The organism is Enterococcus sp. DIV0176 (genome assembly GCF_050528535.1).
Taxonomy (GTDB): Bacteria; Bacillota; Bacilli; order Lactobacillales; family Enterococcaceae; genus Enterococcus_B; species Enterococcus_B thailandicus.
Genome location: NZ_CP172879.1, coordinates 1,998,917 through 2,022,112 on the forward strand (window position 1 = coordinate 1,998,917; position 23,196 = coordinate 2,022,112).

The following is a 23,196-nucleotide window of genomic DNA, read 5'->3' on the forward strand; positions in this document are numbered from 1 at the left end:
CTTTCTACTTTTTTATTTTGTCTTCTTCTGAGAAAAAGACAAAAAATTTCTTAGTCTTCATTTCAAAAAAAGAGAAGACCAAAAAATTCTGGCCTCCCCTTTATGCTTAAATTTCTTTAGTTGTAAGCATTATTTTGTTGAAAGTAGTTCTTTTTTCACTGTTTAGCCAATCGTACGCAAACTTTCAATACGATCTTTAACAGCGGCTTGTTTTTCTAAATAATCTTTTTCTTTTGCACGTTCTGCCTCAACAACATCATCAGGCGCATTGGATACAAAACGTTCATTACCAAGTTTTCCTTGAACTCGTTTCACTTCACCTGTCCATTTAGCTAATTCTTTTTCAAGACGTTTGATTTCTTCTTCAATATTGATCAATCCAGCCAATGGTAAGAAAATTTCAGCCCCTGTTAGGACAGCAGACATTGCTAAATCTGGTGCAGTAATCTCACTTGAAATAACTAATTCTTCCGGATTACAGAAACGTTCAATATAATTGGTATTCTCAACCAAGAATTGATCAATTTTGGGATCCGTCGTCTTAATCAATAGAGTGATTGGTTTTGATAACGGTGTATTCACTTCTGAACGAATATTACGTACTGCACGAATCAACTCTTTTAGAACTTCCATTCCTTTTGAAGCTGTTTCGTCATCAAATTCAGGACGAACAACAGGATAGTTAGCAACAACCAATGAAGTACCTTCATGTGGGATATGTTGCCAAATTTCTTCCGTTACAAATGGCATGATTGGATGCAACAGACGCAAGATTTGATCTAACGTGTGGACTAAGATACTACGTGTTGTTTGTTTTGAATCAGTATCATCCCCGTAAAGAACTTCTTTGCTCATTTCGATATACCAATCACAAAAGTCATCCCAGATAAAGTTGTACAATTGACGACCTGCTTCACCAAATTCAAAGTGGTCAAATAAATCTGTTACTTTAGCAACAGTTTCATTTAGACGTGTCAAAATCCAACGATCAGCAACTGATTTTTCACCAGTTAGATCAATGTCGTTAATTGTCATGCCTTCCACATTCATGATAACAAAACGTGAAGCATTCCAAATTTTATTGATAAAGTTCCAAGCAGCATCCATTTTTTCATAACTGAAACGCATATCTTGTCCTGGCGCAGAACCATTTGATAAGAACCAACGAAGTGCATCAGCACCATATTTTTCAATGACTTCCATTGGATCAATTCCGTTGCCCAGTGATTTACTCATCTTGCGACCATCTTCTGCACGAATCAATCCATGGATTAAGACGTTATTAAATGGTCGTTCCCCAGTAAACTCTAAACTTTGGAAAATCATTCGGCTAACCCAGAAGAAAATAATATCGTAGCCAGTCACCAATGTGCTTGTTGGGAAATAACGTTGATAGTCTTCACTCTCTGTATCGGGCCAGCCCATTGTTGAAAACGGCCATAGAGCAGAGCTGAACCATGTATCTAAAACATCAGGATCTTGTACCCAGTTTTCGCTATCTGCAGGTGCTTCCATTCCAACATACATTTCGCCAGTTTCTTTGTGATACCAAGCAGGAATTTGATGTCCCCACCATAATTGACGAGAGATAACCCAGTCATGCACATTGTCCATCCAACGTAAGAACGTCTGGTCAAAACGTGGTGGGAAAAACTCTACGGCATTATCTGTTTCTTGGTTTTCAATTGCTTTTTGAGCAAGTGGTTGCATTTTAACAAACCATTGTGTTGATAAGCGAGGTTCAACAACAACTCCTGTACGTTCAGAGTGACCGACACTATGCGTCATCGTCTCGATTTTGATTAAACGCCCAATTTCTTTTAAGTCATTGACAACCGCTTTTCTTGCTTCAAAACGATCCATACCAGCATATTTTCCAGCTAACTCGTTCATTGTGCCATCTTCATTCATTACATTGACACGAGGTAAATCATGACGATTACCAACCTCAAAGTCATTCGGATCATGTGCTGGTGTAATTTTAACAACACCTGTTCCAAATTCCATATCAACGTACGTATCCGCAACAACCGGAATTTCTTTGTTAACTAATGGTAAGATAACTGTTTTGCCAATCAACTCTTGGTAACGTTCGTCATCGGGATGAACGGCTACTGCTGTATCCCCAAGCATTGTTTCCGGACGCGTTGTTGCAATCTCAACAACACCAGAGCCATCAGCTAGTTCATAGCTCATATGGTAAAATGCGCCTTCGATGTCTTTGTGGATTACTTCAATATCAGATAACGCCGTTCTAGCTTGTGGATCCCAGTTGATAATGTACTCACCACGATAGATCAACTCTTTTTCATATAAAGTCACGAAAACTTTACGGACAGCTTCTGACAAACCATCATCCAAAGTGAAACGTTCACGACTATAGTCTAAAGACAATCCCATTGTTGCCCATTGTTCCCGGATATGGCTAGCATATTCTTCCTTCCAATCCCAAACTTGATCGATAAATTTTTCACGCCCTAAATCATAACGAGAGATTCCTTGCTCACGAAGCTTTTCTTCTACTTTTGCTTGCGTTGCAATTCCTGCATGGTCCATTCCTGGTAACCATAATGTATCGAAACCTTGCATTCTCTTTTGGCGAATCAACATATCTTGTAATGTTGTATCCCAAGCATGACCCAAATGTAATTTACCTGTTACATTTGGTGGTGGAATAACAATCGAATAAGGTTTCGCTTTCTTGTCACCACTCGGTTTGAATAAATCTTGATCTAACCAGTTTTGATAGCGACCAGCTTCAACTTCTTGCGGATTGTATTTTGTTGATAAGTTTTTTTCTTCCGTCATCCTGTTTCCTCCTTTAAAATAAAAAAAGTCCTAAAATACTTTCGTATTTTAGGACGTATAATTTACGCGGTACCACCTAATTTGTACTAGCAAGTTTTGCTACTACCTCTCAAGTGAGTTAACGATCACGACTCGTTTATCTCTACTCCCTCATTGAATAGCATAATGAGATTCAAGACAAAGACTTCCAAGCTACCTTCACCAGCTATTATTAAGAACGTTTCAGCTATTCGCTCTCTCTCTAAAAATAAATCACTAGTTACTCCTCTTGTTCAACGTCATGATTCATTCTACATTCCTTTTTTTTATGTGTCAACTAGACTTTATTATTAGCTAACAGTTAAGAGAAAACAGTTGAATAATTTTCGTCAAAATAAATCAGGGTTTGCAGTTCTGTTGTTAAGTCAATGTACTGAATATTGATATGCTCCGGCACAACGACCCGGTCAGGTGCAAAATTTAAGATAGCTGTAACTTCACTTTTGACAATTTCATCAATAGCTGACTGTGAGTATTTGCTTGGCACAGTGGTAATCGCTACGCTGACTTGCATTTCTTTTGAGACTTCGGCAAAACGTTCGATTGGATAAATCGTTAAGCCATCTATTTCTCGGCCAATTAGTTCAGGATCATTGTCAAACACACAAACGATATTTAAGTTATCATTCCGACGAAAGTTATTATGTCGTAAAGCTTTTCCTAAATTTCCATAACCAACTAACGCGATTCTTTTTTCTTCACGGGTATTTAAAATACTATTAAAAACTTCGATTAGGAAAGGAACATCATACCCATAACCACTTCTTCCCAACTCGCCAAGATGTGAAAAATCTCTTCGAATCGTTGCAGGCGGTACTTGCGTAATCTCACTAAATTCTTTTGATTTGATGCGAACAATTCCTGAATCATCCAACATCTTTAAGTAACGTAAGTATAACGGTAAACGTTTTGCTGTTGCTTTTGGTAACGTTTCAGATTTTTTCAACTCTCGCATGTTCAAAGCTCCTTGTTCATATTTTCACATATTTAGTGTATCATGTTTGAATCGTTGGAACAAGCTTTCATCCCAATGAAAAAAGCAAAGGACAATAAAAATCATCCTTTGCTTTCTAGTTAGTCAATCCATTAATCATCTAGTTCTTTGCTATTTTTAAAAAAATACCTGCTTGTTATTATTTGATTTCGAAGTAACCCCTCGAAATCACTCATAACTGTTCAAAAATATAAAAGCTATTTTTGTCAGTTGTTCATTATTTTTTGGAGCTGGACGTTTTGCGCCACAACCTTATTTACGGTGTTCCCAAAGTAGCTTCTTCGGTAATAAGTCCTCTTTTCTTAAAAATATGGAAAACTATTTTTAGAAAAGCTTTCTTATTACTTGAAGCTAAGCACTTTGCGCCACAACCTTATTTACGGTGTTCCCAAAGTAGCTTTTTCGGTAATAAGTCCTCTTTTCTTAAAAATATGGAAAGCTATTTTTAGAAAAGATTCCTTATTACTTGAAGCTAAGCACTTTGCGCCACAACCTTTTTCACGGTGTTCCCAAAACAACTCCTCCACATAGCTTTCAGTCATCTCAAAATATGAAAAACTATTTTGAATGCCTGCTCGCTATCTTTTCGGAGCTGAACATTTTGCGCCACAACCTTTTACAACAAATCAGCAAATTCCTCTTCTTGCTCCTGAGCAGCTTCCACACGAATACCCTCGATTTTCAACCCTGCCAGCGCACGCTCAATCATTTCATCAATCGCTAAACGCTCTTCATACTGATGAACTTTATCCAAGTTTGGACGCGTTTTTGGTTGTGGCGGCGCAAATATAGTACAGCAGTCCTCGAATGGCTGAATGGATAACTCAAATGTATCAATTTTTTCAGCAACTTCGATAATTTCTAGTTTGTCCATTGTTGCCACAGGACGAATAATTGGTGTATTTGTTACTTCATTGATTGCAACCATACTTTGCAATGTTTGAGAAGCTACTTGGCCTAATGATTCACCATTTAAGATAACCAACCCATTGCGAATGCGACGGATTTCATCCGTTAATCGTAACATCATTCGACGAGTAATCGTCATCCAGTATCCTTGTGGGACTGATTTTTTAATTTCTTCTTGAATTTCTGTAAATGGTACTTCAATAAACTGAATTGTTCCCACATAAGGTGCTAACTTAGCAGTTAAGTCTTTTGCCTTTTGTAAGGCTTGCTCACTTGTATAAGGTGGGCTAGCAAAATGAACAGCTTCAACTTCGACACCACGTTTCATAGCAAAATAGCCCGCAACAGGTGAGTCGATCCCGCCAGATAACATTAACATCCCTTTACCACTTGTTCCGACAGGTAGTCCCCCCGCACCTTTGATTGTTTCATAAGACAGGTAGGCGCCATCCCGACGAATTTCCACACGTAATGGAATATCTGGTTTTTTCATTTGAACGTTGATTTCTGGGAAAATATCGAATACAGCGTTTCCCAGCGTTTGGTTCAATTCATTACTGGTTAATTCAAAATCGTGATCGCTACGTTTCGCAACAATTTTAAATGTTTGCTCACCTGTATAAATTTCTTTCATGATTGCTTGAACACTATCTTTTAAGACTTGAACATCTTTTTCTACACGAATACTTGGTGAAAAATTTTGAATACCAAAAATTTTTGCAAGTTTTGGTATAACCAAATGACCATCTGCACCATTTAACAATAGATGCATGCGATCACGATCTGCATGAATTTTGATTTCTGGAAATTCTTTTAACGCTTGACGCACATTTTGTGCCAACTGCATAATAAACGTTTTGCGATTTTTCCCTTTTGTTGATAGTTCACCGTAGCGAACCATAATTTCACTATATTTCACAGGAACACTCCTTCATTTAATTAATAGCTGAGAACTTTTGATAAAGTTGTTTAAAAATAATCATAAACTGTTCTACTTCAGCCATTGAATTGCTTTCATCCAAACTAATTCGGACAGCAGATGTCGCCAAATCATGAGGAACATGCATCGCATGTAATGTACTACTAGCCATGTGTTTACGAGAAGAGCAAGCACTCGTTGTTGAAATAAAGATTTGTTTTTCTTCCAACGCATGTACGAGTACTTCACCACGAATTCCTTTTAATGAAAAACATAAAATATGTGGCGCATACTTTTCTCCTTCAGAAAATATCGTCACCTTGTCATACGTTTTCAGCGCACCGATTAATGCCGTTTTAAGATTTTGTGTATGCTCAGGTTTTCGTGCTTTCGTATCTAAAGAAAGTCGTAATGCTTTTGCCATTGCGACGATTGCAGGAACATTCTCCGTCCCGCTTCGTTGATTGTTTTCTTGTCCTCCACCAGTTAGTAAAGGTGCTAAGCGACGACCTTTTTTCCAATAAATAAAACCAATTCCACGAGGTCCATGAAATTTGTGCGCAGAAAATGTCGCAAAATCAACACGTTCGGTTAACCATTGGTCAAATGAAACTTTTCCAATTGCTTGTACGGCATCAACATGAAAGTGAATTTTTGGATAGTCTGTTAAAAATTCACTGATTTCTTGAATTGGTTGAATGGACCCAACTTCATTGTTGACACCCATGATTGAAATCAGCACGGTTTCTTTGCGAACTAGTTTTTTAAGCTCTTCTACAATCACGAAACCATTTTTATCCACAGGCGCAATACTAACTTCCATTCCTAATTCTTTCAGTTGTTCGGCGGTTTCACTCACTGCGGGATGTTCGATTCCAGAAATAATCAAATGATTGCCATATTCACGTTTCTCAATCATTGTGCCTTTTAGAACCCAATTGTCTCCTTCTGTTCCACCAGAGGTAAAATAAATTTCTTCTGGAGTTGCGCCAATAAGCTCAGCAATCTGCTTTCTTGCCTGTTGTAATAAACGATTGGCTTGGTTACCCAAGTCATGTAAACTTGATGGATTCCCAATAATCCGCTGACTTGTCTTCACATAGGCATCTAAACTTTGCGGAAAAATTGGGGTTGTCGCGCTATTGTCAAAATATATCATAAGAAACCCCTCTTTTTTGAAATTCTTTTCTATTATAACGGTTGTCCTATATGCTTTCAAGAATTCTTTTTTTGCAAGAGGTTGTGGTGCAAAACGCTCACCTCCGAAAAGATAGCGAGCAGGCATTCAAAATAGTTTTTCATATTTTGAGATGACTGAAAGCTATGTGGAGGAGTTGCTTTGGGAACACCGTGAAAAAGGTTGTGGCGCAAAACGTTCAGCTCCGAAAAGATAGCGAGCAGGCATTCAAAATAGTTTTTCATATTTTGAGATGACTGAAAGCTACGTAGAGGAGTTGCTTGGGATACACCGTGAATTAGGTTATGACACCAAGCAGTCAGCTCCGAAAAGATAGCAAACAACTGACAAAACACTACCTCTCCAAAAAAAATTTTCCACAGCTTACTTTCTTCCATTAAACAGACAAAAAAAGAAAGTAGGATCAGTTTCCTACTTTCTTTTCTTTATTTATTGTTGATTATGCAAACTAAGCGTTGGCTAACTAAACTAAGTCAGGATTATTGAAGTAAAAATCTTCAATTCGCTTAAATGCACCTGGTTCCACACGTTCTAATGCTGTGCCGATTTCATCCAAAGCTTCTTGATATTGATTTTCTTTATTAAATAAATAAAAACTTTTATCAATTGCTTCTTTGATTTCTGCATGAGTATGACGATAACGATTTGCATATTGCAACATTTGTTCAGTCAATGCAGCAGCATCTACTAAGTCATGCGTTTTCTTATCCAGTAGTTCCAAATCTTCTTCGCAAAGATCAACTAAGCGATTGACTTCTTCCATGTTGATTCTGATTTTATTCAAAACAACACTTAATTCTTCAATTCGGTCAGTTGCTACGTAGAAGAACTCTAGATAGTCTTTTGGTAAGCCTGGCAAACGTTGTTTTTCAACAAAACGTTTTAGACTACGCAATTTAAATTCAAACACATCGATTTTTTCTTGCGCAATCTTTTCACCTTTTCGTAATTCATGTATTGAGTCATCGATTTCAATTTGCTGAGTTTCGATATCTTCCAAGACTTTGAAGACATTCTTGTAAAAAGTCCGTACTTCAGAATAAGGAATCTCATGTTTCTCAATTTGTGGTGTCATCTGTGTATTTTGGCGCTCAATTTCTTCCACTTCAGATTGGAAACCACGTACTCGACCAATCTCGTTATGATTTAGTGCATAGCTTTGAGAAGTGTGATCCAATTCAATCAGTAATTGACGATTGTTTTTTGTTGCATGTGTGATATACTCGTCAATCGTTGCTTGATTTTTCATCACATATGCTTTGGCTTCCATTTCTCTTTCTAATACATCGTATAACGAATCGATCAAATCAGCTGTTTCACGATTTTCGATTTCAACCGTTTCAACTTCTGTTTTTTCGAGATTCGCAAGTGAACTTTCAATTCGTTTGTTCACACGCTCAATATCGTTCGCAAAATCTTCCTCTGGGAAAACATATTCTTCCTTCAAAAGCTTTGTATAAGTGTCGTTGATCTCTTCGATTTGTTCTGGGAAAGTTGTATTCAAGTCTTCGAATAAAGGTGGTACTTTTTTCATCCAAGCTTCAACTTCATACGTACGCTTTTCAGCATTATCCAAAACTTCACGGGCTTCGACAGGATCACCTGAGGTATTTAACGTTACAAATTTAGTAAATTCATCTTCAATCGTCTTAATTTGTTTGCGTAACTCAGCGATTGCCGGACCGTACTCGTTTTCGTCCTCATTGACTTTTTTCTTCAATTCTTCATAGACATCCAAAGCTTGTTGGACAGCTAAAGAGTTACGTTCTTCTGTTTCGCGCAATTCTTTTAAACCATCACGGATCTCAGTAACTTCTTTTTCCATTTTATCCATAGTAGCTTCAGCAACTAGGACAGCTTTCTTGCCTTTTAAAAATCGAAAACTTTCATTGAGGTTCTCAACTTCAAAAATTTGGCTTTCTAACTCAGCAAATGAAGAGGTAGATATGTCGTTCCATTTTTGACTCCATTCACGAAAAGTATTTTGGCTTTGCCCAACCAGATGCATCTTCTTTACATCATCAACTTCTTCTATCACAGGCAAGTCGAATAATTCTTCCTTGCGTTTTTCCAAAGCATTCAACCGGTCTTGATTTTTTTTCTTTAGCAAATAACCAACCAGAAAAACGACGATGGCTACAATAATAATTGCAGTGACGATTCCGATGATAACATTACTTCCCATTTAAGGTTCCTCCGTTTTCAATGTGCATCTCTTTACGCACGAAATAACATTCTTTCACGCATAAAAACCAATAGTAATCTTTCGTGTAAAAAGACATCTATCTTAGATTATAGCACACTCTTTTCGAGCATTCACTAACTTAGAAAAAAATCTTTCATTTTTATCTAAGCAAAACATAACGATATTTTGGTTATTTAATTTACATTCAGACTTGAACTTAATCAAGAAACAATTACTCTTTTTCTGTGATTTTTTGTTGTGCTTGAGCAATTTGATTCGCAATTTCTTGTTTAATTCGTGGCTCAGGCGCGTAGTCTTTTTCCCAATTTTCAGGTTTCAATACTTTATTGGTCACAGGATGATAATGTGGTTGTTGATCTGGAAAGAGTTTTCCCATATTTGCTTGATGCACAATATCAAAAATGTTCGTTGGATCAACGCCTAAAAGTGAAAATGATCCGTAAGTAAAGTACAAGATATCTGTTAGTGCATCAACTTGCTCAACGAGTGGCTGTTGCCCCCAGTGTTCTTTGGTTAGCATCTTTTGTTCTGCTTGATCGATTGCTTCATGAAGTTGTTGGACAGCCTGATGAAGCTGATCCTTTTGCCCATTAGTCGTTGCAGCAATCAGCTCGACTAATTCTTCTGCTTTGAATCCAGCACGATAAATCGCTTCTTTTTCTGAAAATGCAGTGGGCTGCTCTGGTTTTCTTGGATCAAATACTGCATGAAATTCTTCCACTTGCTCAAAAGGCGTCTTGTCTGACATCTTGTTTATTCCCTTTCATTAATCCTTAATTGGTTTATTTTGATGTTCCGATTCCAAAGTGTTGAAATGCTGCAAATATCCCGGCTTGGTCGTTTGTTTTCGTGATATAATCTGCGGCTGCTTTTACGCTCGGCTGCCCATTTTCCATCGCGACACCAATACCAACACCTTTCAACATCTCTACATCATTAAAATGATCGCCAAACGCCATGATTTCGGACATTTCAATGCCTTTTGCTTTGGCAAATGCCTGAATTCCTAACAATTTGGACCCCCCTTTAGGAATCATGTCAACGGTATAGGTATTCGAACGTTGAAACGTACACTCTGGGAAAGTTTTACTTAATTTTTGTTGTTCCGACTCTGCACTCAACAAAATACATTGATAAACTGGCTCTTTCAGAATGGGCAAAGTTTCATACCTTTCTTTTTGTCGGTGTGGACTAAAAAGTTGCAACATTTTTTTTAATAAACGGACCGGAAATTTTTTTGGTAATAACGCAACTAAACGTTTGATATTTGTTGACTGGGCAAGAAGCATTGTAGACGATCCTTCTAAACGATCTCTTCCGCCAAATAAAATTTGTCGATGATTTTCATCTGAAAATACAACGATTTTTTGTAAAACAGCTGGTGTAAAAGGCTGACTAACCAGTGTCTCTTCTGCTGTAAAAACAAGTTGACCATTGTAGACCACATACATATCAAGATCTAGCCCGTCTAGCATTTCCTCTAATCGTATAGGACTTCGCCCTGTAGCTACCCCACATAAGATTCCTTGTTTCTGGGCTTCCTGGATTGCTTTTTTTGTTGACGCAAGCACTTTTGAATGACTATTAACCAGTGTGCCATCGATATCAAAAAAGATTGCTTTAATCATATGTCTCCGACTCCTTCTTAGAATAAGTCAATCTGGGTTGGATTCAGTCCCTCTGGCCTAAGCCCCAAAATACGTTGTAATGCCAACGCATTTTCAGCAGCATCTCCACCAGAATTATTATTGAAAATAATTCCGATTTCTTGCGTTTCGTCTTTTAAAGCGATGATTTCTTGCGCTAATTCTTCTAGTTCTTCTTCCGAATAACGGTAAAGTGTTCGTTTCTTGCGCCAATCTGCATCATTTGCTTGCCAGCCTTGCACATTTCGACCGTGAAAACGAAATAAAGTGAAGGCCTCATTCGTGATAAACAAATCTCGAGGAACCGTTGCATTCAATAATTGCGGCTCATCAATAATTGCTAATGAAAACTGTGCACGACGCATAAATTCATGTGTTCTTTCTAAATAGTTTTCGCTGTACCAAGAATAGTCACGTAATTCAATTGCGACAGGTAAGCCCTTAAACCAAGCATGTAATTTGCGTAAATATGCGACACTTTCTTTTGTACATTTAAACGAAGCAGGAAATTGAATCAAAAAGCAAAATAACTTACCAGCATCACTCATCGGCTTCATCACATCTAAAAACTTATCAATCATTTCTTCCTCAGACTGATAATAGTCTTGCCAATTTCCCTGACCACTAATACCTTGATAGGCTTTCACAACAAAACGAAAAGAATCAGGAACTTCTTGAATCCATTTTTCAACAGATGTTTTCCTGGGAATTCCATAATAAGCGGTATCTAATTCAACAAGCGGTAAAAATGCGCCATATTCAAACAAGGTATTATTTTTTTTACCGGTTAATTTATCATGTTCTTTAAATGAGGTCAGACCTACACGAATCATCTACTTCCCTCCTAATTTGTTTTAGCAAAGAGCTTTCTAAAAATGAAAAACTCAACTGCATTCTCCGCTAAGATAGTGGAAAATAAGCTGAGTTATCTAAATACTTCCATAAGCATAGACTTTTATTTGTCTTTTTATCAACAGAATCAACCAAATCTCACTTGTTTTCATAGATAGCAAAACTCTTTTATATAGTATACAATAAGCATGAAACTCTATGCAAAATTATTGGTAAGGAAGTCGTCGAATGAAAAAAATTCTTGTACTACACACTGGCGGAACAATCGCCATGAAAGAAAATGTTTTAACCGGTGGCGTCAGTCCAGATGTTGCCAATCCATTAATGGATGCAGAAATCCAAATTCCCGAAAATGTGGAGCTATTAGTTGAAGATATCTTTAATCTTCCCTCCCCACATATCATGCCAAATCATATGCTGATTTTGAAGAATCGAATTCAAGAAGCGATCAAAGCTGGCGTATCAGGTGTCGTTATTACACATGGTACAGATACATTAGAAGAAACAGCTTTCTTTTTAGATACAACGATTGGCGAGCAACTTCCGATTGTCTTAACAGGGGCGATGCGCTCTAGTAATGAACTTGGTAGTGACGGCTTATATAATTTTGAAAGTGCGATTCGAGTAGCTAGTTGTGCTGAAGCAAAAGATAAAGGTGTCCTGATTGTGATGAATGATGAGATTCATTCCGCACGTTACGTAACGAAAACACACACCACAAACGTAGCTACTTTCCGAACACCAACCTTAGGTCCCATTGGTTTAGTTACTAAAAATCGAATTCTTTTTATGCAAGAACTCTTGCCTACTCGTCACTTAGATATTGCAACAGTGGATGGTGTCATTCCAATTGTAAAAGCCTATGCAGGAATGCACGGAGAATTGATTGAAGCACTAGCTCACACTAAAGTAGATGGCTTGGTTATTGAAGCCCTCGGTGCAGGGAATCTTCCACCACAAACACTTGCTGCATTAAAAAAACTACTTATTCAAAAAATTCCAATAGTTCTTGTTTCAAGATGCTTTAATGGGATTGCTGAACCAGTCTATGATTATTCTGGTGGCGGTAAAGAACTGGAAGACATGGGTGTGATTTTCTGTGATAGCATCAATAGTCAAAAAGCACGACTAAAATTGTTAATTGCGCTCAACTATGGTCTTTCTGGGAAAGAACTAGTTACATTTATTCATAACTAAAGAAATCAAAACAAAAAGAGGTTGGAATGTACCAAATGTACAGCTATTCCAGCCTCTCTTTAATTATTTATGCTCCCATATGATATTCGCTTCACAGTAAATTTGATCCTGCATTCGAATTTCATGTCTAGTTTTAACACCATTTTCCACAGGAATTTGTTCAAAATGACTTTCGATTTCGTGACCATACTCAACCTCTTTATCAAAGCGAATCACGACACTTTTTGGTACATGCGTTGTTAAGAACTCACGTCCCAAAACATCAATCATCCAGTTAAAATACATTGCATTATTCACATGCTGATTGCTATCAATGTCATAAAATCGAACGCGATAAGGCAACATAAAACCTGCTTCAATTTTCTCGATTTTCGGTTGTCTTTTGATTTTTTTGATTTTTTCACTTTCAAAAGGTGCGATGATTTCTTCATTCACACTACTCATTTTTCGATTCACAAAGTCCATCAAAACAAACACAGAATCAATCTTTACTAATTCATTTCCTGCTTCATCATGAATCCAGAAGTTTCGATAACAAAAATATTTATTATACTCCATTGCTTGGGTTGTCACATTGACGATTTCACCCACTCGTGGAAGTCGTGTAATTTCCATCGAATAATTAGTTATCACCCATGTTAACCCAAAATTTTTGATAAAGTCACTACTTCTCCCCAGCGAATCACTTTGATCCTCTGATGTTTTAATTACGATTCCTAGCATTGCTGGAAAAGTCATCGTTTGATTAATATCACATTCGTAATATGCTACTTCATGTTTTCTGGAATATTTCTTTGCCAAAAAATTATCCTCCTCTTACTTCCTAGCTAATAATTGATCAACTTGCGCACCATAACTTTCGCCAAACATATTCAAGTGAGCAAGTAAATAATATAACTGATAGACAGGTAAACGTTCTTCCCAGCCTTTATCCAGCGGATTTAGTTCTTGATAGCCTACTAAAAATTCAGGGCGAAAACCGCCAAATAACTGACTCATGGCTATATCTTGCTCGCGATTACCATATGAAACAGCTGGGTCAATCAACACTGGATGTCCTTGTTGGTCAAAGAAAACATTACCACTCCACAGGTCACCATGCAAGAGGCTCGGGATAATCTTTTGTTTCCCGACATCTCGTAAAAAAGCTTCTTTGAATCGAAAAAATTTTTCTTGTCGCCAGTGATTCCAATGATTATTCGCTTCTGCAATCATGAGTTGCTTTTCTAGTCGATTCTTAAAGAAAAAGGTCCACCAATTTTCTTCAAAAGTATTCGTTTGTTCCAAAATACCTAAATAATTATCTTCATAAAAACCAAATTGTGGTGCCGTTGCTTGATGTACTGTTGCCAAGGCACGTCCTAAGTCTGCTTGATCCCCACTTCCAGGCTCAATCCATTCCATTAGCAAGTAAGCTCCTTCGATTGTTTCGCCTAATAAATAGGTTTCAGGAACTCTGACATAAGGTGACAGTTCTTTCAAACCATTCACTTCGACTTCAAAAAAACGACGTTTGACTTTTGGGTGAATCTTTAAAAAATAAGTTCTCGTTTGGTCTTCGATTCGATATGCCTGATTGACATCCCCACCAACAACTGGTACAACTTTACCAGTCAGATTTAATTCTTTTAGCACCGATTGAATTTCCATCTTATTCCCCCCTAATGTAAATAACTCAGCCCTTTCATTTCTCAATTACCCACAGCACTTATTTAACCTTTCTGTTATTAAAAATTATAGCATAGCTGATTAAAAAAACATTGTTCCTCGATTGAAGAACAAAACTAAAAAAACCAGTTCAGAGCAAATCAAGTCAATGATTTGTCTAAACTGGATTTCTTTCGAATAATCAACTATTTAGGCCATACAGCCCATACTATTTCGATTAAGCTAAAGCGCCCATTGGATCCCAAGGTGCTAAAACAATTGGTTCTGCGTTAAATGCCGCAAGTTGTTCTTCAGTTAATAAGTCTTTTCGAACAACGATTTGATAAGTATACTCATCCATCCATTCATCACTCATTACAAAGAAACCTTTTGTTCCAACTTTTTCTCCCCAACTATTTTCAACTTTCCATTTAGTTGATTGATCGTCCACTAGATCAACGCCCGTTAAGACCATTGCATGGGTCATCAAGCTTTCACCAAAATCTAAACGTTCAGCTTTAGTCATTGTAAAATCAACATCGAATAAATCATTCATATCATACGCGTCTAGCGCCATGATTCCACTATCTCTAGTTGAAGATTGACCTACATCGCAGCCAAACCAAACAGATTCTCCTTGTTCCAATTGTGCAATCGCTAATTTTTTAAATGTTTCCATATCAACATTTAGATATTTAACTTCTTTTCCACCAACGACATTACCTAACATTTCAACTGTATATGAGCGATCAAAAGGCTTATCTTCAGTTGGCGCATTAATGATGCTAACATAATCGTCCAAATTCACACCAACATACTTATCGTAAAACGTTTTTGGTGTTAGATTTTGGTCGATATGGTAATTTTTGTCTTCATCACGGTATTCAAAATCAAAAGATTCTGGTGGTGTGCCTAATGAAATAGCCAAAAATTGATACACTTCTTTAAGCATTCCTTCTTTTTTAGCTTGAATTACTGCTTCAGGTAATCCTTCAGCAACCATTTTGCGCAAAGTAACTGCATCTTTACGTAAAATTTTGTTTAAATAATTATTTAAGTCGCGAGAATTAGAACTATTTGCACTTTCTGGCATAACAGATTTAGGAACTACTCCATATTTTTGGAATAAAGAAACAATCATATCCCATTGGCCGCCATCTTGTTGTGGTGTTGCTAACAAGAAGGCTACTTTACGGCTTGTTAAATCCTCTTTACCAGTTGCAATAACATTTTCATAGAAATAATTTGCTTTTTCATACTTATCCCAGAAAAAAGTATAATTCTGTGATAATTCAAAATCTTTTAATTGAAATTGAGTAAGCATTTTATGACGGAACGTATTCAATGCTGCAAACATCCAGCAGCGTCCAGATTGTTTTTGATTTGCGACATTCCCTGTTGCTAAATCAATTGAAAATACGGGTGTATTTGCAACATGAGCAGAAATATTTTCTGCTGATGCAGAAATTCCGTTTTTCACAACGGTACGCTGTAGCGCCTGTTGTTTATTATTTTCTAAAAATTGTTCCTCAAATTTTTTTGTCATCTCAGGTGTAATAGCTGACATCCAATCATCCTTTCCAAATCCATGATACAACCATCATTCTACTCTTCTACTCTACTAATTTCAATCTGCTAAATAGACTTTCCCAAGGAGGACAACTATTCAAATGGAAAACAAAAAAACACAACTCCAAAAAGTTGTGTTTTTATTCTTACTCCGGCAGTAGGACTCGAACCTACGACATCATGATTAACAGTCATGCGCTACTACCAACTGAGCTATGCCGGAATCAAGTACATAAATATAATAGCAATTTATTCCATCACGTGCAATACTTTTTTTGTTTTTTTTATGGTTTTTTTGCTAGAAAAAGATCATTGTTCTTTCCGTTATTTTCAAATGCGGTAAACTACTTTCTCATTCATAAAATACCATACAAAATAATTCTCTAACTCACTTATTTCCAATCCATTATGTTCACTTTTCACTATAAATAGGATTGACAAATTTCAATATTTTCGCTATTCTATTAGTTGTAAAAATATTCATGCCGCTTTAGCTCAGCTGGTAGAGCACCACCATGGTAAGGTGGGGGTCGACGGTTCGAGCCCGTCAAGTGGCTTCCTTAAAGGCATCAGAATGTGTTATAAAAACACCCATTCTGATGTCTTTTTTGATTATTTATTTTCCAGCTCTCTTAACCAATGCTCATTGAATTAGGATTCAAGAACTGCTTAGACTTATTTAACTAAAATAAGGTGTACAACACTCGTGACTAAATTTTAGCCTGGAACTGTTCTTTTCTTTTTTAACTCTCCTCACTCAAAACTTCTTGCAACGATTAAACCATCGTCTGATTTTATAGTGACCACTCTCTCACTAACACACTAACTAAATAAAACGTTATAATTAAGTATAAGATTATTTTATTTATCCTTAAATGTGAGGAGGGATTTCAATGCTTACAACACTTACTACTAGTTTGATTTCTTTTATCAGCACCAATATTGATGACATTTTTATATTAACCATTTTATTTTCTCAAGTTGGAAAAAATTTATCAAAAAAAGATATTGTTCTTGGACAATATTTAGGAGTAGGGCTCTTAGTTCTATTTAGTATTTTGGCATCTCACAGTTTGAATCGAATTCAAACGGAGTATTTAGGTTTGCTAGGCATCATTCCAATTTTTCTAGGAATTAAGTCTTGGCTTGATTTTGTGAAAAATAAAAAAAGAACTGCTTCAATCGAGAAAGACTCCTCAGCTAACAAAGCAGATCTCACAGATGAAACTCTATTAACAAGTGGCTTACGACCACATTTTTTAAATGTTACTCTTTTAACTCTTGGCAATGGCTCAAATAATATTGGAATTTACGTCCCCCTATTTAGTAGGTATTCTGTCATTGATTTAATTTTAACTGTTCTTATATTTATAATTATGATTGCTATCTGGTGTTATTTCAGTTTCAAATTAGCCAATCTTTCCTTTATACAGGAGGAACTTCATCGGCATCAAGTATTTATTATACCAGTCATCTTTATTGGCTTAGGAATCTATATTCTTATTGACAGTGGTTTGTTTAACTAAAAAAACTCTCTAATGTATCAAATATTTATACATTAGAGAGTTTTTCTTATTTAATTGAAGAGTTGCATTAGACAATTTTGTTAGGGCGAAGATCCACTAATTGAACATGGCTGTCTAACATACCACTAGGACTCGATAATTGGAATACACCTAGTCGCGTATCAAGTGACAAAGTCATCGCTTCATCCATGTACATTTTGGAGTAGTCTTTCACATAAAGCTCGCCTACATCACTATCCAAAACTAATTGATAGTCTTCTCTTTTTTGTGTTTTGTCTAAAATCAATAGACGAAAGCTAGTGTCTAATGAGCAGACACCCATTTTAGAATACACACCTACGCCATCATCTAGATCAAGAATTACAGTTGCTTCTTCATCTAAATATTTTTGTAATCGTTCTTGTGCTTCAGTAGAAATTTTTAAATACATTATTTAAAACCTCCTTTATTCTTCCAAAAAAATGCTAACACATATTAATAAATATAGCGAGACACTTGCCTCATCGACTGACACAACAAAAAAAGAAGGAAGAAATCTTAACGATTTCTTCCTTCTTTTTAGTACTCCGGCAGTAGGACTCGAACCTACGACATCATGATTAACAGTCATGCGCTACTACCAACTGAGCTATGCCGGAATAACACCAGCGTGGCGACGTCCTACTCTCACAAGGGGCAACCCCTCACTACAATCAGCGCTAAGAAGCTTAACTTCTGTGTTCGGCATGGTTACAGGTGTATCCTTCTCGCTATCGCCACCACACTGTGGTGTTATCTTATTGAGTTTGCTTTTGCTCACTCAAAACTGGATTTGAAGTAATCTCAACTCTACCGAGTTTTTTTCTTTTACCATTCTTGGTTAAGTCCTCGATCGATTAGTATCAGTCCGCTCCATACATCACTGTACTTCCACTTCTGACCTATCTACCTGATCATCTCTCAGGGATCTTACTTTCTTAAAGAAATGGGAAATCTCATCTTGAGGTGGGCTTCACACTTAGATGCTTTCAGCGTTTATCCCTTCCCTACATAGCTACCCAGCAATGCCCTTGGCAGAACAACTGGTACACCAGCGGTAAGTCCATCCCGGTCCTCTCGTACTAAGGACAGCTCCTCTCAAATTTCCAACGCCCGCGACGGATAGGGACCGAACTGTCTCACGACGTTCTGAACCCAGCTCGCGTGCCGCTTTAATGGGCGAACAGCCCAACCCTTGGGACCGACTACAGCCCCAGGATGCGACGAGCCGACATCGAGGTGCCAAACCTCCCCGTCGATGTGGACTCTTGGGGGAGATAAGCCTGTTATCCCCAGGGTAGCTTTTATCCGTTGAGCGATGGCCCTTCCATGCGGAACCACCGGATCACTAAGCCCGACTTTCGTCCCTGCTCGACTTGTTGGTCTCGCAGTCAAGCTCCCTTCTGCCTTTACACTCTTCGAATGATTTCCAACCATTCTGAGGGAACCTTTGGGCGCCTCCGTTACCTTTTAGGAGGCGACCGCCCCAGTCAAACTGCCCATCTGACACTGTCTCCCACCACGATTAGTGGTGCGGGTTAGAGTGGCCATAACGCAGGGGTAGTATCCCACCAGCGCCTCCATCGAAACTAGCGTTCCGATTTCTACGGCTCCTACCTATCCTGTACATGCGGTACAGACACTCAATATCAAACTACAGTAAAGCTCCATGGGGTCTTTCCGTCCTGTCGCGGGTAACCTGCATCTTCACAGGTACTAAAATTTCACCGAGTCTCTCGTTGAGACAGTGCCCAAATCGTTACGCCTTTCGTGCGGGTCGGAACTTACCCGACAAGGAATTTCGCTACCTTAGGACCGTTATAGTTACGGCCGCCGTTTACTGGGGCTTCAATTCGTACCTTCGCTTACGCTAAGCACTCCTCTTAACCTTCCAGCACCGGGCAGGCGTCAGCCCCTATACTTCATCTTACGATTTTGCAGAGACCTGTGTTTTTGATAAACAGTCGCTTGGGCCTATTCACTGCGGCTGATCTGACGATCAGCACCCCTTCTCCCGAAGTTACGGGGTCATTTTGCCGAGTTCCTTAACGAGAGTTCTCTCGCTCACCTTAGGATTCTCTCCTCGACTACCTGTGTCGGTTTGCGGTACGGGCCGTTGTTTTCTCACTAGAAGCTTTTCTTGGCAGTGTGACATCAGGAACTTCGGTACTATTATTTCCCTCCCCATCACAGCTTGTCCTTAAAAAATTAAGCATTTGACTCAACCTAAGACTTACTGCTTGGACAGACATTTCCAATCGTCTGCATTCCTTAGCCTCCTGCGTCCCTCCATTGCTCAAACAAAAACAACGGGTACAGGAATATCAACCTGTTATCCATCGCCTACGCCTTTCGGCCTCGGCTTAGGTCCCGACTAACCCTGGGCGGACGAGCCTTCCCCAGGAAACCTTAGTCATTCGGTGGACAGGATTCTCACCTGTCTTTCGCTACTCATACCGGCATTCTCACTTCTAAGCGCTCCAGCAGTCCTCACGATCTACCTTCAACGCCCTTAGAACGCTCTCCTACCATAACACCATAGGTGTTATCCACAGCTTCGGTAATATGTTTAGCCCCGGTACATTTTCGGCGCAGGGTCACTCGACTAGTGAGCTATTACGCACTCTTTAAATGGTGGCTGCTTCTGAGCCAACATCCTAGTTGTCTGTGCAACCCCACATCCTTTTCCACTTAACATATATTTTGGGACCTTAGCTGGTGGTCTGGGCTGTTTCCCTTTCGACTATGGATCTTATCACTCACAGTCTGACTCCCGGATATGAATGAATGGCATTCGGAGTTTATCTGAATTCGGTAACCCGAGATGGGCCCCTAGTCCAAACAGTGCTCTACCTCCATCATTCTCAATTCCGAGGCTAGCCCTAAAGCTATTTCGGAGAGAACCAGCTATCTCCAAGTTCGTTTGGAATTTCTCCGCTACCCACACCTCATCCCCGCACTTTTCAACGTACGTGGGTTCGGTCCTCCAGTGCGTTTTACCGCACCTTCAACCTGGACATGGGTAGATCACATGGTTTCGGGTCTACGACTACATACTCAAACGCCCTATTCAGACTCGCTTTCGCTACGGCTCCGTCTCTTCGACTTAACCTCGCATGCAATCGTAACTCGCCGGTTCATTCTACAAAAGGCACGCCATCACCCATTAACGGGCTTTGACTTGTTGTAGGCACACGGTTTCAGGTTCTATTTCACTCCCCTTCCGGGGTGCTTTTCACCTTTCCCTCACGGTACTGGTTCACTATCGGTCACTAGGGAGTATTTAGCCTTGGGAGATGGTCCTCCCGGATTCCGACGGAATTCCTCGTGTTCCGCCGTACTCAGGATCCTCCTAGGTGTCTTCCAAATTTCATCTACGGGGTTTTTACCCTCTTTGACTGACTTTTCCAAGTCATTCGATTATCTGAAAAAACTACCATATCGGAGTCCTACAACCCCAACAAGCAAGCTTGTTGGTTTGGGCTTTTCCCGTTTCGCTCGCCGCTACTCAGGGAATCGAATTTTCTTTCTCTTCCTGCAGGTACTTAGATGTTTCAGTTCTCTGCGTCTACCTCAAATATGCTATGTATTCACATATTTGTAACATCCTATAAAAGATGCTGGGTTCCCCCATTCGGAAATCTCTGGATCATAGCTTACGTACAGCTCCCCAAAGCATATCGGTGTTAGTCCCGTCCTTCATCGGCTCCTAGTGCCAAGGCATCCACCGTGCGCCCTTATTCACTTAACCTTATCAACCTTACGGTTGGGTTTTGACATCATTTCTAGCGATAGAAACTAGTCAAGAAAAATAAGCAATTGAACTTATTAAAAAACTCATTCAACGCGGTGTTCTCGGTTTGTTTTGATCTTACTTCAAATATCCAGTTTTCAATGAACAAAGTGTTTTGAGAGTAAACCTCTCAAAACTGAACAAAGTAATGATGACAAACGTGTGTAGTCTCCGTAATATTCCTTAGAAAGGAGGTGATCCAGCCGCACCTTCCGATACGGCTACCTTGTTACGACTTCACCCCAATCATCTATCCCACCTTAGGCGGCTGGCTCCAAAAAGGTTACCTCACCGACTTCGGGTGTTACAAACTTTCGTGGTGTGACGGGCGGTGTGTACAAGGCCCGGGAACGTATTCACCGCGGCGTGCTGATCCGCGATTACTAGCGATTCCGGCTTCATGTAGGCGAGTTGCAGCCTACAATCCGAACTGAGAGAAGCTTTAAGAGATTAGCTTAGCCTCGCGACTTCGCGACTCGTTGTACTTCCCATTGTAGCACGTGTGTAGCCCAGGTCATAAGGGGCATGATGATTTGACGTCATCCCCACCTTCCTCCGGTTTGTCACCGGCAGTCTTGCTAGAGTGCCCAACTAAATGATGGCAACTAACAATAAGGGTTGCGCTCGTTGCGGGACTTAACCCAACATCTCACGACACGAGCTGACGACAACCATGCACCACCTGTCACTTTGCCCCCGAAGGGGAAGCTCTATCTCTAGAGTGGTCAAAGGATGTCAAGACCTGGTAAGGTTCTTCGCGTTGCTTCGAATTAAACCACATGCTCCACCGCTTGTGCGGGCCCCCGTCAATTCCTTTGAGTTTCAACCTTGCGGTCGTACTCCCCAGGCGGAGTGCTTAATGCGTTAGCTGCAGCACTGAAGGGCGGAAACCCTCCAACACTTAGCACTCATCGTTTACGGCGTGGACTACCAGGGTATCTAATCCTGTTTGCTCCCCACGCTTTCGAGCCTCAGCGTCAGTTACAGACCAGAGAGTCGCCTTCGCCACTGGTGTTCCTCCATATATCTACGCATTTCACCGCTACACATGGAATTCCACTCTCCTCTTCTGCACTCAAGTCTCCCAGTTTCCAATGACCCTCCCCGGTTGAGCCGGGGGCTTTCACATCAGACTTAAGAAACCGCCTGCGCTCGCTTTACGCCCAATAAATCCGGACAACGCTTGCCACCTACGTATTACCGCGGCTGCTGGCACGTAGTTAGCCGTGGCTTTCTGGTTAGATACCGTCAAGGGATGAACAGTTACTCTCATCCTTGTTCTTCTCTAACAACAGAGTTTTACGATCCGAAAACCTTCTTCACTCACGCGGCGTTGCTCGGTCAGACTTTCGTCCATTGCCGAAGATTCCCTACTGCTGCCTCCCGTAGGAGTTTGGGCCGTGTCTCAGTCCCAATGTGGCCGATCACCCTCTCAGGTCGGCTATGCATCGTGGCCTTGGTGAGCCGTTACCTCACCAACTAGCTAATGCACCGCGGGTCCATCCATCAGCGACACCCGAAAGCGCCTTTCAAATCAAAACCATGCGGTTTCGATTATTATACGGTATTAGCACCTGTTTCCAAGTGTTATCCCCTTCTGATGGGCAGGTTACCCACGTGTTACTCACCCGTTCGCCACTCCTTTTCTTTCGGTGGAGCAAGCTCCGGTGAAAGAAAAAGCGTACGACTTGCATGTATTAGGCACGCCGCCAGCGTTCGTCCTGAGCCAGGATCAAACTCTCATAATAAAAGTTAGAACAATCTTTCGATTGTTAAGCTCAATTTGTTTGCTAGCATATTGCTTGCTGTTTAAAAATGTTTGTTGTCTTGAATTGAATCAAGACGCCCTACACATTTGGTTTGTCTTACTTTGTT

At 39.5% G+C, this 23,196-nt stretch carries 14 protein-coding genes, 3 tRNA genes, 3 rRNA genes and 1 other annotated feature; of the genes, 3 read left to right on the forward strand and 17 right to left on the reverse strand.

The genetic code is table 11. The features are described from left to right. Positions 1–162: 162 nt before the first annotated feature. The 8 genes from IGJ66_RS09280 to IGJ66_RS09315 form a co-directional block, all read right to left on the reverse strand. On the reverse strand, positions 163–2,808 hold the full coding sequence (locus IGJ66_RS09280) for a valine--tRNA ligase (protein ID WP_067480235.1): 2,646 nt from the start codon (positions 2,806–2,808) through the stop codon (positions 163–165). 46 nt (positions 2,809–2,854) lie between these two features. Beyond that, positions 2,855–3,093, reverse strand: a binding site (T-box leader). 55 nt (positions 3,094–3,148) lie between these two features. After that, a complete protein-coding gene (locus IGJ66_RS09285) occupies positions 3,149–3,802 on the reverse strand; it encodes a redox-sensing transcriptional repressor Rex (RefSeq protein WP_067480232.1) in 654 nt (217 codons plus the stop codon). Between the two features lie 655 nt (positions 3,803–4,457). Beyond that, complete coding sequence (gene thiI, locus IGJ66_RS09290; RefSeq protein ID WP_430616526.1) at positions 4,458–5,669, reverse strand: tRNA uracil 4-sulfurtransferase ThiI; 1,212 nt, start codon at positions 5,667–5,669, stop codon at positions 4,458–4,460. 16 nt (positions 5,670–5,685) lie between these two features. Further along, positions 5,686–6,828, reverse strand: coding sequence for a cysteine desulfurase family protein (locus tag IGJ66_RS09295; RefSeq protein ID WP_071869413.1), 1,143 nt, complete (start codon positions 6,826–6,828; stop codon positions 5,686–5,688). 502 nt (positions 6,829–7,330) lie between these two features. Beyond that, positions 7,331–9,052: a septation ring formation regulator EzrA gene (locus IGJ66_RS09300; RefSeq protein WP_430616527.1), complete on the reverse strand. Its 1,722-nt coding sequence runs from the start codon at positions 9,050–9,052 to the stop codon at positions 7,331–7,333. Between the two features lie 232 nt (positions 9,053–9,284). Beyond that, positions 9,285–9,821: an HAD family hydrolase gene (locus IGJ66_RS09305; protein WP_067480217.1), complete on the reverse strand. Its 537-nt coding sequence runs from the start codon at positions 9,819–9,821 to the stop codon at positions 9,285–9,287. A 34-nt stretch (positions 9,822–9,855) separates the two neighbouring features. Beyond that, positions 9,856–10,701: a Cof-type HAD-IIB family hydrolase gene (locus tag IGJ66_RS09310; protein WP_067480214.1), complete on the reverse strand. Its 846-nt coding sequence runs from the start codon at positions 10,699–10,701 to the stop codon at positions 9,856–9,858. Between the two features lie 17 nt (positions 10,702–10,718). After that, positions 10,719–11,552: a DUF72 domain-containing protein gene (locus tag IGJ66_RS09315; RefSeq protein WP_430616528.1), complete on the reverse strand. Its 834-nt coding sequence runs from the start codon at positions 11,550–11,552 to the stop codon at positions 10,719–10,721. Positions 11,553–11,799: 247 nt separating this feature from the next. On the opposite strand from IGJ66_RS09315, the gene IGJ66_RS09320 reads away from it, so the two are divergent. Continuing rightward, positions 11,800–12,768: an asparaginase gene (locus tag IGJ66_RS09320; RefSeq protein WP_430616529.1), complete on the forward strand. Its 969-nt coding sequence runs from the start codon at positions 11,800–11,802 to the stop codon at positions 12,766–12,768. Between the two features lie 63 nt (positions 12,769–12,831). Here IGJ66_RS09320 and IGJ66_RS09325 read toward each other — a convergent pair whose 3' ends face one another. The 4 genes from IGJ66_RS09325 to IGJ66_RS09340 form a co-directional block, all read right to left on the reverse strand. Then, positions 12,832–13,569 (reverse strand): acyl-ACP thioesterase domain-containing protein, encoded by a 738-nt coding sequence (locus IGJ66_RS09325; RefSeq protein WP_430616530.1) that lies wholly within the window; start codon positions 13,567–13,569, stop codon positions 12,832–12,834. A 15-nt stretch (positions 13,570–13,584) separates the two neighbouring features. Continuing rightward, positions 13,585–14,418, reverse strand: coding sequence for a fructosamine kinase family protein (locus IGJ66_RS09330; protein ID WP_071869408.1), 834 nt, complete (start codon positions 14,416–14,418; stop codon positions 13,585–13,587). Positions 14,419–14,653: 235 nt separating this feature from the next. After that, entirely contained in the window at positions 14,654–15,982 is a 1,329-nt protein-coding gene (locus IGJ66_RS09335; RefSeq protein WP_430616531.1) for an aminopeptidase C, read from the reverse strand. A 151-nt stretch (positions 15,983–16,133) separates the two neighbouring features. Next, positions 16,134–16,207, reverse strand: a tRNA-Asn gene (locus tag IGJ66_RS09340). A 261-nt stretch (positions 16,208–16,468) separates the two neighbouring features. Between IGJ66_RS09340 and IGJ66_RS09345 the strand changes: the two genes are divergently transcribed. Both IGJ66_RS09345 and IGJ66_RS09350 read left to right on the forward strand, forming a co-directional pair. Further along, a tRNA-Thr gene (locus tag IGJ66_RS09345) sits at positions 16,469–16,541 on the forward strand. Between the two features lie 336 nt (positions 16,542–16,877). Further along, positions 16,878–17,510 (forward strand): cadmium resistance transporter, encoded by a 633-nt coding sequence (locus IGJ66_RS09350; protein ID WP_067480202.1) that lies wholly within the window; start codon positions 16,878–16,880, stop codon positions 17,508–17,510. Positions 17,511–17,577: 67 nt separating this feature from the next. Here the strand turns inward: IGJ66_RS09350 and IGJ66_RS09355 are convergent, their stop codons facing one another. The 5 genes from IGJ66_RS09355 to IGJ66_RS09375 all read right to left on the reverse strand — a co-directional run bounded on the left by IGJ66_RS09355 (position 17,578) and on the right by IGJ66_RS09375 (position 23,069). Then, positions 17,578–17,940, reverse strand: a complete 363-nt coding sequence (locus IGJ66_RS09355) for an iron-sulfur cluster biosynthesis family protein (RefSeq protein ID WP_067480199.1) — start codon at positions 17,938–17,940, stop codon at positions 17,578–17,580. 134 nt (positions 17,941–18,074) lie between these two features. Further along, positions 18,075–18,148 (reverse strand) — tRNA-Asn (locus IGJ66_RS09360). Between the two features lie 9 nt (positions 18,149–18,157). Further along, a 5S ribosomal RNA gene (rrf, locus tag IGJ66_RS09365) occupies positions 18,158–18,273 on the reverse strand. Positions 18,274–18,365: 92 nt separating this feature from the next. Continuing rightward, positions 18,366–21,279, reverse strand: a 23S ribosomal RNA gene (locus IGJ66_RS09370). A 229-nt stretch (positions 21,280–21,508) separates the two neighbouring features. After that, positions 21,509–23,069: ribosomal RNA gene (locus IGJ66_RS09375) — 16S ribosomal RNA — on the reverse strand. Together the 16S, 23S and 5S rRNA genes with 1 tRNA gene alongside form the textbook arrangement of a ribosomal RNA operon. Positions 23,070–23,196 lie beyond the last annotated feature (127 nt).

Excerpts from the sequence above, each read along its gene's own strand:
- IGJ66_RS09280 (WP_067480235.1), bottom strand. The coding sequence starts at position 2,808 with ATGACGGAAGAAAAAAACTTATCAACAAAATACAATCCGCAAGAAGTT.
- IGJ66_RS09285 (WP_067480232.1), bottom strand. The coding sequence starts at position 3,802 with ATGCGAGAGTTGAAAAAATCTGAAACGTTACCAAAAGCAACAGCAAAA.
- IGJ66_RS09295 (WP_071869413.1), bottom strand. The coding sequence starts at position 6,828 with ATGATATATTTTGACAATAGCGCGACAACCCCAATTTTTCCGCAAAGT.
- IGJ66_RS09300 (WP_430616527.1), bottom strand. The coding sequence starts at position 9,052 with ATGGGAAGTAATGTTATCATCGGAATCGTCACTGCAATTATTATTGTA.
- IGJ66_RS09305 (WP_067480217.1), bottom strand. The coding sequence starts at position 9,821 with ATGTCAGACAAGACGCCTTTTGAGCAAGTGGAAGAATTTCATGCAGTA.
- IGJ66_RS09310 (WP_067480214.1), bottom strand. The coding sequence starts at position 10,701 with ATGATTAAAGCAATCTTTTTTGATATCGATGGCACACTGGTTAATAGT.
- IGJ66_RS09315 (WP_430616528.1), bottom strand. The coding sequence starts at position 11,552 with ATGATTCGTGTAGGTCTGACCTCATTTAAAGAACATGATAAATTAACC.
- IGJ66_RS09320 (WP_430616529.1), top strand. The coding sequence starts at position 11,800 with ATGAAAAAAATTCTTGTACTACACACTGGCGGAACAATCGCCATGAAA.
- IGJ66_RS09330 (WP_071869408.1), bottom strand. The coding sequence starts at position 14,418 with ATGGAAATTCAATCGGTGCTAAAAGAATTAAATCTGACTGGTAAAGTT.
- IGJ66_RS09335 (WP_430616531.1), bottom strand. The coding sequence starts at position 15,982 with ATGTCAGCTATTACACCTGAGATGACAAAAAAATTTGAGGAACAATTT.
- IGJ66_RS09350 (WP_067480202.1), top strand. The coding sequence starts at position 16,878 with ATGCTTACAACACTTACTACTAGTTTGATTTCTTTTATCAGCACCAAT.
- IGJ66_RS09355 (WP_067480199.1), bottom strand. The coding sequence starts at position 17,940 with ATGTATTTAAAAATTTCTACTGAAGCACAAGAACGATTACAAAAATAT.